We start from the raw sequence: 15,449 nt of genomic DNA, 5'->3' as shown, positions 1-15,449 counted from the left end.
TACGGGCCTGCGTCAGTCGCGGGCTGCGGTCAGGTGCTCCGCGTGCTCCTGGAGGGAGCGGACGCCCACGTCGCCGCGGTTGAGCGCGTCGATGCCCTGGACGGCGGCGGCGAGCGCCTGGACCGTGGTCAGGCAGGGGACGCTGCGGGCCACGGCGGCCGTACGGATCTCGTAGCCGTCGAGGCGGCCGCCGGTGCCGTACGGGGTGTTGACGATCAGGTCGACCTGGCCGTCGTGGATCAGCTGGACGATGGTCTTCTCGCCGTTCGGGCCCTCGCCCTCGCTGAGCTTGCGCACCACGGTGGCGTTGATGCCGTTGCGGCGCAGCACCTCGGCGGTGCCGGAGGTGGCCATCAGCTCGAAGCCGTGGGCGACGAGCTCGCGCGCCGGGAAGATCATCGAGCGCTTGTCGCGGTTGGCCACGGAGATGAAGGCGCGGCCCTTGGTGGGCAGCGGGCCGTAGGCGCCGGCCTGCGACTTGGCGTAGGCGGTGCCGAAGACGGCGTCGATGCCCATGACCTCGCCGGTGGAGCGCATCTCGGGGCCGAGGACGGTGTCCACGCCGCGGCCGTGGATGTCGCGGAAGCGCGACCACGGCATGACGGCCTCCTTGACGGAGATCGGCGCGTCGATCGGCAGGGTGCCGCCGTCGCCGGTCTTCGGCAGCAGGCCCTCGGCGCGCAGCTCGGCGATGGTGGTGCCGAGCGAGATGCGGGCGGCGGCCTTCGCGAGCGGGACGGCGGTGGCCTTCGAGGTGAAGGGGACGGTCCGGGAGGCGCGCGGGTTGGCCTCCAGGACGTAGAGGATGTCGCCGGCCATCGCGAACTGGATGTTGATCAGGCCGCGGACGCCGACGCCCTTGGCGATCGCCTCGGTGGAGGCGCGCAGGCGCTTGATGTCGTAGCCGCCGAGGGTGATCGGGGGCAGGGCGCAGGCCGAGTCGCCGGAGTGGATGCCGGCTTCCTCGATGTGCTCCATGACGCCGCCGAGGTAGAGCTCGTGGCCGTCGTAGAGGGCGTCGACGTCGATCTCGATCGCGTCGTCGAGGAAGCGGTCGACCAGCACGGGGCGGGTCGGGGAGATCTCGGTGGACTCGGCGATGTACGACTCCAGGCGGGCCTCGTCGTAGACGATCTCCATGCCGCGGCCGCCGAGCACGTAGGACGGGCGGACCAGGACCGGGTAGCCGATCTCGTCGGCGATCGCCTTCGCACCCGCGAAGGTGGTGGCGGTGCCGTGCTTGGGGGCCGGCAGGCCGGCGTCGGCGAGGACCTGGCCGAAGGCGCCGCGGTCCTCGGCGGCGTGGATGGCCTCCGGGGAGGTGCCGACGACGGGGACGCCGTTGTCCTTGAGGGCCTGGGCGAGACCGAGGGGGGTCTGGCCGCCGAGCTGGACGACGACGCCGGCGATGGGGCCGGCCAGCGACTCGGCGTGGACGATCTCCAGCACGTCCTCGAGCGTCAGCGGCTCGAAGTACAGGCGGTCGGAGGTGTCGTAGTCGGTGGAGACGGTCTCCGGGTTGCAGTTGACCATCACGGTCTCGTAGCCGGCGTCGCTGAGGGCGAAGGAGGCGTGGACGCAGGAGTAGTCGAACTCGATGCCCTGGCCGATGCGGTTCGGGCCGGAGCCCAGGATGATCACCGCGGGCTTGGTGCGGGGCGCGACCTCGGACTCCTCGTCGTACGAGGAGTAGAAGTACGGGGTCTTCGCGGCGAACTCGGCGGCGCAGGTGTCGACCGTCTTGTAGACCGGGCGGACGCCGAGCGCGTGCCGGACCTCGCGGACGACGTCCTCGCGCAGGCCGCGGATCTCGGCGATCTGGGCGTCGGAGAAGCCGTGGCGCTTGGCCTCGGCGAGCAGCTCGGGGCCGAGCTTCTCGGCGGCGGTCAGCTCGTCCGCGATCTCCTTGATGAGGAAGAGCTGGTCGACGAACCAGGGGTCGATCTTCGTGAACTCGAAGACCTCTTCCTGGGTGGCGCCGGCGCGGATGGCCTGCATGACGGTGTTGATGCGGCCGTCGGTCGGGCGGACCGCGGTGCGCAGCAGCTCGTCCTTGTCGCCGGTGGGGCCGACGAAGGTGAACTGCGAGCCCTTCTTCTCCAGGGAGCGCAGGGCCTTCTGGAGGGCCTCGGTGAAGTTGCGGCCGATGGCCATGGCCTCGCCGACCGACTTCATGGTGGTGGTGAGGGTGGCGTCGGCCAGCGGGAACTTCTCGAAGGCGAAGCGCGGGGCCTTGACGACGACGTAGTCGAGGGACGGCTCGAAGGAGGCCGGGGTCTTCTCGGTGATGTCGTTGGGGACCTCGTCGAGCGTGTAGCCGATGGCCAGCTTGGCGGCGATCTTGGCGATCGGGAAGCCGGTGGCCTTCGAGGCGAGCGCCGAGGAGCGGGAGACGCGCGGGTTCATCTCGATGACGATGACGCGGCCGTCGGTCGGGTCGATCGCGAACTGGATGTTGCAGCCGCCGGTGTCGACGCCGACCTCGCGGATGATCGCGATGCCGATGTCGCGCAGCCGCTGGTACTCGCGGTCGGTCAGGGTCATCGCCGGGGCGACGGTGATCGAGTCACCGGTGTGGACGCCCATCGGGTCGAAGTTCTCGATGGAGCAGACGACGACCACGTTGTCCTTGGTGTCGCGCATCAGCTCCAGCTCGTACTCCTTCCAGCCGAGGATGGACTCCTCCAGGAGCACCTCGGTGGTCGGGGAGAGCGTGAGGCCCTGGCCGGCGATGCGGCGCAGCTCGTCCTCGTCGTGGGCGAAGCCGGAGCCGGCGCCGCCCATGGTGAAGGAGGGGCGGACGACGACGGGGTAGCCGCCGAGGGTGTCGACGCCCTTGATGACGTCGTCCATCGAGTGGCAGATGACCGAGCGGGCGGACTCGCCGTAGCCGATCTTGGCCTTGACGGCCTCGACGACGCCCTTGAAGAGGTCGCGGTCCTCGCCCTTGTTGATGGCCTCGACGTTGGCGCCGATGAGCTCGACGCCGTACTTCTCCAGCACACCCTGCTCGTGCATGGAGATCGCGGTGTTGAGCGCGGTCTGGCCGCCGAGGGTCGGCAGGAGCGCGTCGGGGCGCTCCTTGGCGATGATCTTCTCGACGAACTCGGGGGTGATCGGCTCGACGTACGTGGCGTCGGCGATCTCCGGGTCGGTCATGATCGTCGCGGGGTTGGAGTTCACCAGGATGACCCGCAGGCCCTCGGCCTTGAGGATGCGGCAGGCCTGGGTGCCGGAGTAGTCGAACTCGGCGGCCTGTCCGATGACGATCGGGCCGGAGCCGATGACCAGGACGGACTGGATATCGGTGCGCTTAGGCACGCTCGGCCTCCATCAGGGATACGAAGCGGTCGAAGAGGTACGCGGCGTCGTGCGGGCCGGCGGCCGCCTCGGGGTGGTACTGGACGCTGAAGGCCGGCTGGTCGAGCAGCTGGAGGCCTTCGACGACGTTGTCGTTCAGGCAGACGTGGGAGACCTCGGCGCGGCCGTAGGCGGTCTCGGTGACCTGGTCGAGGGGCGCGTCGACGGCGAAGCCGTGGTTGTGCGCGGTGATCTCGACCTTGCCGGTGGTGCGGTCCTGCACCGGCTGGTTGATGCCGCGGTGGCCGTACTTCAGCTTGTAGGTGCCGAAGCCGAGCGCGCGGCCCAGGATCTGGTTGCCGAAGCAGATGCCGAAGAGCGGGGTCTTGCGCTCCAGCACGCCCTGCATGACGGCGACGGGGCCGTCGGCGGTGGCCGGGTCGCCCGGGCCGTTGGAGAAGAACACGCCGTCGGGGTCGACCGCGTAGACGTCCTCGACGGTGGCGGTGGCGGGCAGCACGTGCACCTCGATGCCGCGTTCGGCCATCCGGTGCGGGGTCATGCCCTTGATGCCGAGGTCGACGGCCGCGACGGTGAAGCGCTTCTCGCCGATGGCGGGGACGACGTACGTCTCCTTGGTGGCGACCTCGGCGGAGAGGTTCGCGCCCTTCATCTGCGGCTGCGCCTGGACCTTGGCCAGCAGGGCCTCGTCGCGGATGCCGACCCAGGCCTCGCCCGAGAAGATGCCGACGCGCATGGCGCCGCGCTCGCGCAGGTGGCGGGTCAGGGCGCGGGTGTCGATGCCGGAGATCCCGACGACGCCCTGCTTGACCAGCTCCTCGTCCAGCGAGCGCCGGGAGCGCCAGTTGGAGGGGACGCGGGCGGGGTCGCGGACGACGTAGCCGGCGACCCAGATGCGGGAGGACTCGGGGTCCTCGTCGTTGACGCCCGTGTTGCCCACGTGCGGGGCGGTCATCACGACGACCTGCCGGTGGTACGACGGGTCGGTGAGGGTCTCCTGGTAGCCGGTCATGCCGGTGGAGAACACGGCCTCGCCGAAGGTCTCCCCCACAGCGCCGTAGGCGCGGCCGCGGAAGATCCGACCGTCCTCCAGGACGAGTACGGCGGGAGCTTTGGCTGCTCCCCTGGTGGAGGTCGTCATCGTTCGGCGCCTTCCGTCGTGATGGATGAGTTCATGAGATTGATGGCTTCGACCCAGGCGGCGTGTTCGGCCGCGCGGTCGGAGCGGAATCCGGAGTCGATCAGCTTGTCGCCGTGCGCCCAGGTGACGACGAGGAGACCGCCCTCGGTGAGTACCTTGCCCGCGATTCCCTTGTCGAGGCGGGCGCCGCGCAGCTGCGCGGCCGGTACGAAGAAGTCGTTGGCCCCCGGTCGGACCACATCGAGGCCCGCGTCGGTGAGCGTGAGCTCGACCCGGCTGCGCAGGCCCAGACCGTGCGCGACGATCCGGTCGAGCCACTGCCCGGCGGTGGTGGACCCGTGGTACCGGCCCGTCAGGGCCAGCCGGTGCTCGGGAAGACCGTCGGGTGCGGCGGGCAGCTCCGGCAGATCGTTCTGCAGAGCGCCGCGCCATTTCCAGCCCTGCCGCATCAGCCAGTAGACGAACGCGACGAAGACGGCCAGGCCGATCACCCACGCCATGCGGGCACCGAAGCTGGTCACCTCCGCCGACTGTCGTTCGGCGGCCTCGGCGGCCAGTTGGATTACTGCAGGTGTCACGCCAGTTTCCCGTCCACGACCGTTGCCCGGCCCCGCAGGAAGGTATGAGTGACGCGCCCCGGCAGCTCACGGCCCTCGTAAGGCGTGTTGCGGCTGCGGGAGGCGAAGTGTGCGGGGTCCACGACACCACGGTACGAGGTATCGACCAAGGTCAGGTTCGCGGGTTCACCTGCCGAGACGGGACGGCCGTGGTTCTCCAGGCTGCCGATGCGCGCCGGAGCGAAGCTCATCCGCTCGGCGACGCCCGCCCAATCGAGCAGTCCGGTCTCGACCATCGTCTGCTGGACGACGGAGAGCGCGGTCTCCAGGCCGACCATGCCCATGGCGGCCGCGGCCCACTCGCAGTCCTTGTCCTCGTGCGGGTGCGGGGCGTGGTCGGTGGCGACGATGTCGATCGTGCCGTCGGCGAGGGCCTCGCGCAGGGCCATGACGTCGCGCTCGGTGCGCAGCGGCGGGTTGACCTTGTAGACCGCGTTGTACGAGCGCACGAGCTCCTCGGTGAGGAGGAGGTGGTGCGGGGTGACCTCGGCGGTGACGTCGATGCCGCGGGACTTGGCCCAGCGGACGATCTCGACGGATCCGGCGGTGGAGAGGTGGCAGATGTGGACGCGGGAGCCGACGTGCTCGGCGAGCAGGACGTCGCGGGCGATGATCGACTCCTCGGCGACGGCCGGCCAGCCGCCGAGACCGAGTTCCGCGGAGACGATGCCCTCGTTCATCTGGGCGCCCTCGGTGAGGCGGGGCTCCTGGGCGTGCTGGGCGACGACTCCGCCGAAGGCCTTCACGTACTCCAGGGCGCGGCGCATGATCACGGCGTCGTCCACGCACTTGCCGTCGTCGGAGAAGACGGTGACGCGGGCGGCGGACTCGTGCATGGCGCCCAGCTCGGAGAGCTGCTTGCCCTCCAGGCCGACGGTGACGGCGCCGATGGGCTGCACGTCGCAGTAGCCGGACTCCTTGCCCAGGCGCCAGACCTGCTCGACGACGCCGGCGGTGTCGGCGACCGGGAAGGTGTTCGCCATGGCGAACACGGCGGTGTAGCCGCCGGAGGCGGCGGCGCGGGTGCCGGTGAGGACGGTCTCGGAGTCCTCGCGGCCGGGCTCGCGCAGGTGGGTGTGCAGGTCGACGAGTCCGGGGAGGAGGATCTGGCCCTCGGCCTCGATGACGGTCGCGCCCTCGGCGTCCAGGCCCGTGCCCACGGCGGCGATGGTCTCGCCGTCGATCAGGACGTCCTGCGCCTCGCCGCCGAGTACCTTCGCGCCACGGATAAGGATCTTGCTCATGGTTACTTGCTCTCCTCGGTACGGGCGGGGGCGGCGGGCGTGGTGGTGACGGCGGGCTCGGAGCCTCCGAGCAGCAGGTACAGGACGGCCATCCGGGTGGAGACGCCGTTGGCGACCTGCTCGACGGCCGTGCAGCGGTCGGAGTCGGCGACCTGGGCGGTGATCTCCATGCCGCGGTTCATCGGGCCGGGGTGCATCACGATGGCGTGCTCGGGCATCTTCGCCATGCGGTCGCCGTCGAGGCCGTACCGGCGGGAGTACTCGCGCTCGGTCGGGAAGAAGGCGGCGTTCATGCGTTCGCGCTGCACACGCAGCATCATCACCGCATCGGACTTCGGCAGCACCTCGTCGAGGTTGTACGAGACCTCGCAGGGCCAGGTCTCGACGCCGATCGGGACGAGCGTGGGTGGGGCCACCAGGGTGACCTCGGCGCCGAGGGTGTGCAGCAGGTGGACGTTGGAGCGGGCCACGCGGCTGTGCAGGACGTCGCCGACGATGGTGATCCGGCGGCCGTTCAGGTCCTTGCCGAGGCCGGCGTCGCGGCCGACCAGGCGGCGGCGCATGGTGAAGGCGTCCAGCAGGGCCTGGGTGGGGTGCTCGTGGGTGCCGTCGCCGGCGTTGACGACGGCGGAGTCGATCCAGCCGGAGGTCGCGAGCCGGTAGGGGGCGCCGGAGGCGTGGTGGCGGATGACGACCGCGTCGGCACCCATGGCCTCCAGGGTCAGGGCGGTGTCCTTCAGGGATTCGCCCTTGGAAACGGAGGAACCCTTCGCGGAGAAGTTGATGACGTCGGCCGAGAGCCGCTTGGCGGCCGCCTCGAAGGAGATCCGGGTGCGGGTCGAGTCCTCGAAGAAGAGGTTGACGACGGTGAGGCCGCGCAGGGTGGGCAGCTTCTTGATCGGCCGGTCCGCGACACGGGCCATCTCCTCGGCGGTGTCGAGGATCAGGACGGCGTCGTCGCGCGTGAGGTCGGCGGCCGAGATGAGGTGGCGCTTCATCTGGATGGCTCCGTAGGTCGGGAGGGCAGGCGGACTGACTGCAGGGGTGCGAGCGGGCAGGGCAGGGCTCGGCGCGGGCCCGGTCGGGGCCCGTCACCCGGAGGGTCTATCGGCCTGCTGCCTGGGCGGTCCGCTGGCCGAGCAGCACGGCGTCACGGCCGTCCTCCTCCTGGAGCTGGACCTTGACGGTCTCCCGCAGCGACGTGGGGAGGTTCTTGCCGACGTAGTCGGCGCGGATCGGCAGTTCGCGGTGGCCTCTGTCGACGAGGACCGCGAGCTGCACGGCGCGGGGGCGGCCGAGGTCGCCGAGGGCGTCGAGGGCGGCGCGGATGGTGCGGCCGGAGAAGAGCACGTCGTCGACGAGGACGACGAGGCGGCCGTCGAGGTCGTCGCCGGGGATCTCGGTGCGACCGATCGCGCGGGCGGGCTTCATCCGCAGGTCGTCGCGGTACATGGTGATGTCGAGGGAGCCGACCGGGATCTTCGCGCCGGTGATCTCTTCGAGCTTGGCGGCCAGCCGGCGGGCGAGGTAGACACCGCGGGTGGGAATGCCGAGGAGCACCACGTCGTCGGCACCCTTGGCGCGTTCGACGATCTCGTGGGCGATGCGGGTCAGGACCCGCGCGATGTCCTGCGCTTCGAGTACGGGGCGCATGGAATCGGTGTTCTGCTGGGTGTCCATGAAAAGGACCTCCTTCTCCGCCTCACGGGACGGACCTTAAAGGACGTCTGATGTACGCCTCACACGGTACCAGGCAGAGGCCGGTGGCTCGGACCGGGCCGGTACGGAATGGCTCTCTCAGGGCTGCTGGGACGAGCACCCAGGGGGGCGACGAAGACCATTCGGCTTGACGCATCCAAGTAACGCTGCGTAACCTCACAGTGAGTTACCAGCCGCGCGGCGGAGCCGCACGTAGTTACGTAGTTACGTAGTCGCAGTGTCCATCAGTCACAGCGTCACAGCGTCCGGGAGCGTTATGTCCAGCGAATACGCCAAACAGCTCGGGGCCAAGCTCCGCGCCATCCGCACCCAGCAGGGCCTTTCCCTCCACGGTGTCGAGGAGAAGTCCCAGGGCCGGTGGAAGGCCGTCGTGGTCGGTTCCTACGAGCGCGGGGACCGCGCCGTGACCGTCCAGCGTCTTGCCGAGCTGGCGGACTTCTACGGGGTTCCGGTGCAGGAGCTGCTGCCGGGTACGACGCCCGGCGGGGCTGCCGAGCCGCCGCCGAAGCTGCGTCTCGACCTGGAGCGCCTGGCGGGCGTGCCCGCCGAGAAGGCCGGCCCGCTGCAGCGTTACGCGGCGACGATCCAGAGCCAGCGCGGCGACTACAACGGCAAGGTGCTGTCGATCCGCCAGGACGACCTGCGCACCCTGGCCGTCATCTATGACCAGTCCCCCTCGGTCCTGACCGAGCAGCTGATCAGCTGGGGCGTGCTGGACGCGGACGCCCGTCGCGCGGTGGCGCACGAGGAACTCTGAGTCCCGGTCTCCGGACCAGCAGAAACGTTTACCGGTGGGCGCCGGACCCTTGCGGGGGTCCGGCGCCCACCGGTTTTCTCGTTCCCGCGCCCCGCGCCGCGCACGCCGCGCCGCATACGGAAGGGCCCGCAACGCGTACGTTGCGGGCCCTTCCGTAGGGCGGTGCCGGCGCCGGTCCGTGCGGTCAGCTCTCGCTGCGCCGCAGGCTCGGCTTCAGGTCCTTGAAACGGGCCAGCAGCCCGTTCACGAACGAGGGGGACTCGTCCGTCGAGAACTCCTTGGCCAGCTGGACGGCCTCGTCGATGGCCACGGCGTCCGGGGTGTCGTCCACCCAGATCAGCTCGTAGGCACCGAGCCGCAGGATGTTCCGGTCCGCGACCGGCATGCGGTCGAGTTCCCAGTCCACGGCGTAGGTGATGATCAGATCGTCGATGCGGTTCACCTTGTCGGCGTAACCCTCGACGAGATCCATCGTGAAGGCGCTGACCGGCGGCTGCCGGTCGTCCGACCGCGCGTGGCGGATCCAGTCCGCGAGGACCTCGCGGACGGGCACGTCGCGCTGGTCCGCCTCGAAGAGGATCTGGAAGGCGCGCTTGCGCGCATTGCTCCGAGCAGCCACGGGTTAGTTGCTCTTCCGGCCGAGGTAGTCGCTGGTGCGGGTGTCGACCTTGACCGTCTCGCCGGTGGTGACGAAGAGCGGGACCTGGATCTCGTAGCCGGTCTCCAGGGTGGCGGGCTTGGTGCCACCGGTGGAGCGGTCGCCCTGGACGCCCGGGTCGGTGTGCTCGATCTTGAGCTCGACCGCGGCCGGGAGCTCGACGTAGAGCACCTCGCCCTCGTGCTGGGCGACAGAGGCGGTGAAGCCCTCGATCAGGAAGTTGGCGGCGTCGCCGACAGCCTTCTTGTCCACCATCAGCTGGTCGAAGGTGGTCATGTCCATGAAGACGAAGTACTCGCCGTCCATGTAAGAGAACTGCATGTCACGGCGGTCGATGGTGGCCGTCTCGACCTTCGTGCCGGCGTTGAACGTCTTGTCGACGACCTTGCCGGAGAGCACGTGCTTGAGCTTGGTGCGCACGAAGGCCGGGCCCTTGCCGGGCTTGACGTGCTGGAACTCGACGACGGACCAGAGCTGGTCACCGTCGAGCTTGAGCACCATGCCGTTCTTGAGGTCGTTCGTGGAAGCCACGGTTGCGGAATCTCCTGCACTGGAAGACCACGGGTGCGCGCACAGCCCGGCAGAGCCGGCTAGAGCGCGAGCAGCTCCTTGGTCGTAATGGTGAGTAGCTCGGGACCGCCGTCCGCCTCGGGGCGTACGACGAGCGTGTCATCGATCCGGACACCTCCCCGGCCCGGGAGGTGAACCCCCGGTTCGACGGTGACCGGCACGCAAGCGTCCAGTTTACCCATTGCCGTAGGTGCAAGCTGCGGGTCCTCGTCGATTTCGAGGCCCACGCCGTGTCCGGTCCACGGAGCGAGGGCTTCCGAGTGACCCGCGGAGTCCAGGACGGAGCGTGCGGCATGGTCCACGTCCCGGTACGCGGCCCCGGGCAGCAAGGCCTCGCGCCCGGCCCGCTGGGCGGTGAAGACGAGGTCGTACAGCTCGATCTGCCAGTCGGCGGGGCTGGTGCCGATCACGAAGGTCCGGCCGATCTCGCACCGGTAGCCACGGTAGTTGGCGCCCAGGCAGACCGTGAGGAAGTCGCCCTCCTCCACCCTGCGGTCGGAGGGCCGGTGCCGGGAGCGGCCGGAGTGCGGGCCGGTGCCGACGGAGGTCGGGAAGGCGGGGCCGTCCGCCCCGTGGTCGACGAGCCGCCGCTCCAGCTCCAGGGCGAGGTGCCGTTCGGTGCGCCCGACGAGGATGGACTCCAGCAGCTCCCCGAGGGCCTGGTCGGCGATCTCGGCGGCGATCCGCAGGCAGGCGATCTCCTCCTCGTCCTTGACGAGGCGCTGCTGCTCGACGGCGGTGCCGAGGTCGGCGAGGCGCAGTTTGGGCGCGACGGAGCGCAGGGCCCGGTGGCGGCCGACGGTGAGGTGGTGTTCCTCCACCGCGAGCGAGTCTGCCCGGACGGAGGCGGCCAGGTCGGCGGCGGCGACGGCCGGGTCCCCGCCGGGGCTGCCCAGGACGGAGACGTCCAGGTGCTCGTCGAGGCGGCCCTCGTCGGCCTCGCCGGTGGGCGCCCCGGAGCAGAACAGCATGTCCTCGGTGGGGCCGACGAGCAGCACCGCGCCGAGCGGGGACGCCCCGGAGAGGTAGCGGACGTTCGCCGGACGCGTGATCAGTGCGGCGGCGTTCCCCGCGGCGGCACATCGGTCGCGAAGCAGGTCCCGGCGGGCGGCGTACACGTCTGACATGTCTTCGAGCGTACGAGCGCCCCGCCGATCCGGCCCGGCGAGCGCGTCCGGACGGGCCTGGGACGACCTGGGGCGATGGCGTGCCGACCGGCCGGGAGCCCGGCCTGAGCGCCGGTACGCCCCCTGCGCGGACACGGCCTAGCCGGGCCAGCCGCCGGGGGCCGACAGGGCGCGTGCCAGGGCCTCGTCGAGGGCGCGGGCGGTGCCCTCGACGTCGAGGTGGGAGTTGTCGATGATCGGCAGTCCGGAGCCGTACCAGCCGGCCATCCGGCCGTGGATCCGCGCGACTTCCTCGTCGGAGAGCCGGCGATTGCCGGAGCGGGCCGCGTTGCGCTCCAGGACGATCTCCAGGCCGGGCAGCAGCACCACCGGCAGCAGCGTGGGGCCCACGTGCCGCTTCCAGCCGCCCAGCCCGACCACGGGCCGGTCCGGGAAGACGGCGTCGTCCAGGATGCAGGAGATGCCGTTCGCCAGGTAGTTGCGGGCGGCGAAACCGCAGGTGCGGCGGGCGAGCCGGTACTGGGCCTCGGAGTGCTCGTTCCAGCCCGCCTGGGGGTCGGCGAAGCCGGAGCAGACCCACTCGCGGACGTCGTCCAGGCTCACGTGGGCGGTCGGCACGGGCCGGGTGCTGGCCCAGTGCCGGGCGACGGTGGTCTTACCGGCACCGGCCGGGCCGATCAGCAGTACGGCGAGGACGGCCCCGCCGGTGCCCGGCACCGCGGGAGGCAGCGGGATGTGCCCGGTGGCCTCCGGCACAGCGGGCACCGGCTGCGACTGATGGTGCTGGTGAGGCGGTTGCTGGGGCTGGTGAGGCGGCTGGGGCGGAGACTGCGGCGGGGGCGAACCCGGCCAGCCCTGTGCCGGGGGTATCGGCGGCTGCGGGGGCGCCGACGGACGCGGTCCCGGCTGCCCCCAGCCCGCGCCCCCGCCCCCCACTCCGTGCTGCATCCGCTGCCACTCCGTCTCGTTCCGGCGACTGATGCGAGAACGTTATATGACTGCCGGGGCCCGGCCGTCCACCAGCACCGTCAGGCAGCGTGTCAGGCGGAGATCTCGTCCGCCAGTGCGCGGAGCGCGAGCCGGTACGAACCGATACCGAAGCCCGCCACCGTTCCGGTCGCCACGGCCGCGATGACCGAGGTGTGACGGAACTCCTCGCGGGCGTACGGGTTCGAGATGTGCACCTCGATCAGCGGCGCCGTGCGCTGCGCGGCCGCGTCCCGCATGCCGTACGAGTAGTGGGTGAAGGCCCCCGGGTTGATGACCACGGGGATCTTCCCGTCCGCCGCCTCGTGCAGCCAGCGGATCAGCTCGCCCTCGTCGTTGGTCTCACGGACCTCGACGTCGAAGCCGAGCTCCTCGCCCAGCGAGCGGCAGCTCTCCACCAGCCCCGCGTACGAGGTGGCCCCGTACACGTCGGGCTCGCGCGAGCCGAGCCGGCCCAGGTTCGGGCCGTTCAGCACGAGGACGCGGCGGCTCACGCCGACACCTCACCGTAGGCCGCGACCAGGTGCGCCGGGTCGGGACCCTCCAGGACGGTCGGCTTGGCCAGCCCGTCGAGGACGATGAAGCGCAGCAGGTTGCCGCGGGACTTCTTGTCGACCTGCATGGTCTGGAGCAGCTTGGACCACTGGTCGCCGCGGTAGGTGAGCGGCAGCCCGACCGAGGCGAGAACCGCCTTGTGCCGGTCGGCCGTCGCGTCGTCGAGCCGGCCCGCGAGCCGGCCGAGCTCGGCGGCGAACACCATGCCGACGGAGACGGCCGCGCCGTGCCGCCACTTGTAGCGCTCGTTCTTCTCGATGGCGTGCGCGAGGGTGTGGCCGTAGTTGAGGATCTCGCGCAGTCCCGACTCCTTGAGGTCGCTGGAGACCACGTCGGCCTTGACCTGGATGGAGCGCACGATGAGCTCGGCGGTGTGCGGGCCCTCGGGCGTACGCGCCGCCGCGGGGTCCTCCTCGATCAGGTCGAGGATCACCGGGTCGGAGATGAACCCCGCCTTGATGATCTCGGCGAGGCCGCTGACGTAGTCGTTGACCGGCAGCGAGTCCAGGGCCGCCAGGTCGCAGAGCACACCGGCCGGCGGGTGGAAGGCACCCACCAGGTTCTTGCCCTCGGCGGTGTTGATGCCGGTCTTGCCGCCGACCGCCGCGTCCACCATCGCGAGGACGGTGGTCGGTACGGCGACCCAGCGCACCCCGCGCAGCCAGCTGGCCGCGACGAAGCCCGCGAGGTCGGTGGTGGCTCCCCCGCCGACGCCGACGATCACGTCGGTGCGGGTGAAACCGGACTGGCCCAGCGCCTTCCAGCAGTAGGCGGCGACCTCGATGGTCTTGGCCTCCTCGGCGTTCGGCACCTGGATGGCGACCGCCTCGTAGCCCTGCTCGGCCAGGTCGTCGCGCAGTGCCTCACCGGTCGAGGCCAGCGCCTCGGGGTGGATCACGGCGACCCGCTGGGCCTTCGTACCGATCAGGGAGCCGAGCTCGCCGAGCAGCTGCCGCCCGACCAGCACGTCGTACGCGTCGTGTCCGGCACTCTCGCCGACGTGGATCCGCGTCACCTGGTCTGTCATACGTCCTTCAACTCCAGAGCGTCGAGGACCGCCTGGGCGACCTCTTCGGGGGTGCGGTCGTCGGTGGCCACGACGACGCGCGCGACTTCGGTGTACAGGGGGCGCCGGGCGTCCATCAGCTCGCGCCACTGGCGGCGCGGGTTGACGGCGAGCAGCGGGCGGGCGGCGCCGAGGCCCACGCGCCGTACGGCTTCCTCGACGTCCATCGACAGATAGGCGACGGGCAAACCGGCCAGCAGCGCGCGGGTGCCCTCGTCGAGGACGGCGCCGCCGCCGAGGGCGAGGACTCCGGTGTGCCCGGCGACGGCGGTGGCGACCGCCTGCCGCTCGAGCTCACGGAAGTACGGCTCGCCCTCGTCGACGAAGATGTCGGAGATCTCGCGGCCCTGGGCCGCGACGATGTCGGCGTCGGTGTCCCGGTAGGGGACGCCGAGCCGCTCGGCGAGCAGCGCCCCCACCGTGGACTTGCCGGACCCCATGGGGCCGACGAGGACGACCAGTGGTCCGGCCGTCACCGGATCTGCAGGTTGTCGAGGTACGACCGGACGTTGCGGCGGGTCTCCGGGACGGAGTCCCCGCCGAACTTCTCGACGACCGCGTCGGCCAGGACGAGGGCGACCATGGCCTCGGCGACGATGCCGGCGGCCGGCACGGCGCACACGTCGGAGCGCTGGTGGTGGGCCACCGTCGCCTCTCCGGTGGCCACGTCGACGGTCGCCAGCGCGCGCGGGACGGTCGCGATGGGCTTCATCGCCGCGCGTACGCGCAGCAGTTCGCCGGTGGTCAGTCCGCCCTCGGTGCCGCCGGAGCGGCCGGAGGTGCGCCTCAGGCCCTCGGGGGTGGAGACGATCTCGTCGTGCGCCTTCGAGCCGGGCACGCGGGCGAGCTCGAAGCCGTCGCCGACCTCGACCCCCTTGATGGCCTGGATGCCCATGAGGGCGGCGGCGAGGCGGGCGTCGAGGCGGCGGTCCCAGTGGACGTGCGAGCCGAGGCCGACGGGGACTCCGTACGCCAGCACCTCGACGACGCCGCCGAGGGTGTCGCCGTCCTTGTGGGCCTGGTCGATCTCCGCGACCATCGCCTTGCTGGCGTCCGCGTCGAGGCAGCGCACCGGGTCGGCGTCGAGCTTGTCGACGTCGGCGGGGGTCGGGTAGACGCCGTACGGGGCCTTGGCCGCGGCCAGTTCCACCACGTGCGAGACGATCTCGATGCCGGCGACCTCCTTGATGAAGGAGCGGGCGACGGCGCCGAGGGCGACGCGGGCGGCGGTCTCACGGGCGCTGGCGCGCTCCAGGATCGGCCGGGCCTCGTCGAAGCCGTACTTCTGCATGCCGGCGAGGTCGGCGTGGCCGGGGCGCGGACGGGTCAGCGGCGCGTTGCGGCCGGTGTCCTTGAGCAGCGAGGGGTCGACGGGGTCGGCCGACATGACCGTCTCCCACTTGGGCCACTCGGTGTTGCCGATCATGACCGCGATCGGGGAGCCCTGGGACAGGCCGTGGCGGACACCGCCGAGGAAGGTGATCTCGTCCTGCTCGAACTTCATCCGGGCACCGCGGCCATAGCCGAGCCGGCGCCGGGCCAGGTGATCGGCCACCAGCTCGGTGGTGACCGGGACGCCGGCGGGAAGACCCTCCAGCGTCGCGACCAGTGCCGGTCCGTGCGACTCTCCTGCGGTCAGCCAACGCAACCTGCTCAACGATGCTCCTCATGCTCGCGCCTGGTACAG

The 15,449-nt window shown here is 71.0% G+C and carries 15 protein-coding genes; 1 reads left to right on the top strand and 14 read right to left on the bottom strand.

Features of this window, described 5'->3' with window-relative positions; all coding sequences use genetic code 11:
• Window positions 1-12: 12 nt before the first annotated feature.
• The 6 genes from carB to pyrR form a co-directional block, all read right to left on the bottom strand.
• Complete coding sequence (gene carB / locus KO717_RS29465) at window positions 13-3,321, bottom strand: carbamoyl-phosphate synthase large subunit (RefSeq protein WP_301372386.1); 3,309 nt, start codon at window positions 3,319-3,321, stop codon at window positions 13-15.
• Window positions 3,314-4,462, bottom strand: a complete 1,149-nt coding sequence (carA, locus tag KO717_RS29460; protein ID WP_301372385.1) for a glutamine-hydrolyzing carbamoyl-phosphate synthase small subunit — start codon at window positions 4,460-4,462, stop codon at window positions 3,314-3,316. Before carA ends, carB begins: the two co-directional genes overlap by 8 nt.
• Window positions 4,459-5,040: a PH-like domain-containing protein gene (locus KO717_RS29455; protein ID WP_030008751.1), complete on the bottom strand. Its 582-nt coding sequence runs from the start codon at window positions 5,038-5,040 to the stop codon at window positions 4,459-4,461. The genes carA and KO717_RS29455 overlap by 4 nt, the downstream gene beginning before the upstream one ends.
• Window positions 5,037-6,323 (bottom strand): dihydroorotase, encoded by a 1,287-nt coding sequence (locus KO717_RS29450; protein WP_301372384.1) that lies wholly within the window; start codon window positions 6,321-6,323, stop codon window positions 5,037-5,039. The genes KO717_RS29455 and KO717_RS29450 overlap by 4 nt, the downstream gene beginning before the upstream one ends.
• Window positions 6,324-6,325: 2 nt before the next feature.
• Window positions 6,326-7,321 carry an aspartate carbamoyltransferase catalytic subunit gene (locus KO717_RS29445; protein WP_301372383.1) on the bottom strand — a complete coding sequence of 332 codons (996 nt, stop codon included), beginning with the start codon at window positions 7,319-7,321 and terminating at the stop codon, window positions 6,326-6,328.
• 106 nt (window positions 7,322-7,427) lie between these two features.
• A complete protein-coding gene (pyrR, locus tag KO717_RS29440) occupies window positions 7,428-8,003 on the bottom strand; it encodes a bifunctional pyr operon transcriptional regulator/uracil phosphoribosyltransferase PyrR (RefSeq protein WP_301372382.1) in 576 nt (191 codons plus the stop codon).
• Between the two features lie 295 nt (window positions 8,004-8,298).
• On the opposite strand from pyrR, the gene bldD reads away from it, so the two are divergent.
• Complete coding sequence (gene bldD, locus KO717_RS29435; RefSeq protein ID WP_030008755.1) at window positions 8,299-8,799, top strand: transcriptional regulator BldD; 501 nt, start codon at window positions 8,299-8,301, stop codon at window positions 8,797-8,799.
• 184 nt (window positions 8,800-8,983) lie between these two features.
• Here the strand turns inward: bldD and nusB are convergent, their stop codons facing one another.
• The 8 genes from nusB to aroC all read right to left on the bottom strand — a co-directional run bounded on the left by nusB (window position 8,984) and on the right by aroC (window position 15,419).
• Complete coding sequence (gene nusB, locus KO717_RS29430; RefSeq protein ID WP_189740290.1) at window positions 8,984-9,418, bottom strand: transcription antitermination factor NusB; 435 nt, start codon at window positions 9,416-9,418, stop codon at window positions 8,984-8,986.
• Window positions 9,419-9,421: 3 nt separating this feature from the next.
• Entirely contained in the window at window positions 9,422-9,988 is a 567-nt protein-coding gene (gene efp, locus KO717_RS29425; RefSeq protein ID WP_030008757.1) for an elongation factor P, read from the bottom strand.
• A 59-nt stretch (window positions 9,989-10,047) separates the two neighbouring features.
• On the bottom strand, window positions 10,048-11,154 hold the full coding sequence (locus KO717_RS29420; RefSeq protein ID WP_301372381.1) for an aminopeptidase P family protein: 1,107 nt from the start codon (window positions 11,152-11,154) through the stop codon (window positions 10,048-10,050).
• Window positions 11,155-11,292: 138 nt separating this feature from the next.
• The gene (locus KO717_RS29415; protein WP_301372380.1) at window positions 11,293-12,102 is read right to left on the bottom strand and encodes an AAA family ATPase; all 810 of its coding nucleotides are present in this window, start codon (window positions 12,100-12,102) and stop codon (window positions 11,293-11,295) included.
• Between the two features lie 92 nt (window positions 12,103-12,194).
• The gene (gene aroQ / locus KO717_RS29410; protein ID WP_189740282.1) at window positions 12,195-12,635 is read right to left on the bottom strand and encodes a type II 3-dehydroquinate dehydratase; all 441 of its coding nucleotides are present in this window, start codon (window positions 12,633-12,635) and stop codon (window positions 12,195-12,197) included.
• Window positions 12,632-13,723: a 3-dehydroquinate synthase gene (gene aroB / locus KO717_RS29405; protein WP_301372379.1), complete on the bottom strand. Its 1,092-nt coding sequence runs from the start codon at window positions 13,721-13,723 to the stop codon at window positions 12,632-12,634. Before aroB ends, aroQ begins: the two co-directional genes overlap by 4 nt.
• Window positions 13,720-14,238: a shikimate kinase gene (locus KO717_RS29400; RefSeq protein WP_301372377.1), complete on the bottom strand. Its 519-nt coding sequence runs from the start codon at window positions 14,236-14,238 to the stop codon at window positions 13,720-13,722. The genes aroB and KO717_RS29400 overlap by 4 nt, the downstream gene beginning before the upstream one ends.
• Window positions 14,235-15,419, bottom strand: coding sequence for a chorismate synthase (gene aroC / locus KO717_RS29395; RefSeq protein WP_301372376.1), 1,185 nt, complete (start codon window positions 15,417-15,419; stop codon window positions 14,235-14,237). Before aroC ends, KO717_RS29400 begins: the two co-directional genes overlap by 4 nt.
• Window positions 15,420-15,449 lie beyond the last annotated feature (30 nt).

This window comes from Streptomyces xanthophaeus, from assembly GCF_030440515.1.
GTDB lineage: Bacteria > Actinomycetota > Actinomycetes > Streptomycetales > Streptomycetaceae > Streptomyces > Streptomyces kutzneri.
This window is presented reverse-complemented; position numbering and strand designations above follow the sequence as displayed.

Excerpts from the sequence above, each read along its gene's own strand:
- carA (WP_301372385.1), bottom strand. The coding sequence starts at position 4,462 with ATGACGACCTCCACCAGGGGAGCAGCCAAAGCTCCCGCCGTACTCGTC.
- KO717_RS29450 (WP_301372384.1), bottom strand. The coding sequence starts at position 6,323 with ATGAGCAAGATCCTTATCCGTGGCGCGAAGGTACTCGGCGGCGAGGCG.
- KO717_RS29445 (WP_301372383.1), bottom strand. The coding sequence starts at position 7,321 with ATGAAGCGCCACCTCATCTCGGCCGCCGACCTCACGCGCGACGACGCC.
- pyrR (WP_301372382.1), bottom strand. The coding sequence starts at position 8,003 with ATGGACACCCAGCAGAACACCGATTCCATGCGCCCCGTACTCGAAGCG.
- bldD (WP_030008755.1), top strand. The coding sequence starts at position 8,299 with ATGTCCAGCGAATACGCCAAACAGCTCGGGGCCAAGCTCCGCGCCATC.
- KO717_RS29420 (WP_301372381.1), bottom strand. The coding sequence starts at position 11,154 with ATGTCAGACGTGTACGCCGCCCGCCGGGACCTGCTTCGCGACCGATGT.
- KO717_RS29415 (WP_301372380.1), bottom strand. The coding sequence starts at position 12,102 with ATGCAGCACGGAGTGGGGGGCGGGGGCGCGGGCTGGGGGCAGCCGGGA.
- aroB (WP_301372379.1), bottom strand. The coding sequence starts at position 13,723 with ATGACAGACCAGGTGACGCGGATCCACGTCGGCGAGAGTGCCGGACAC.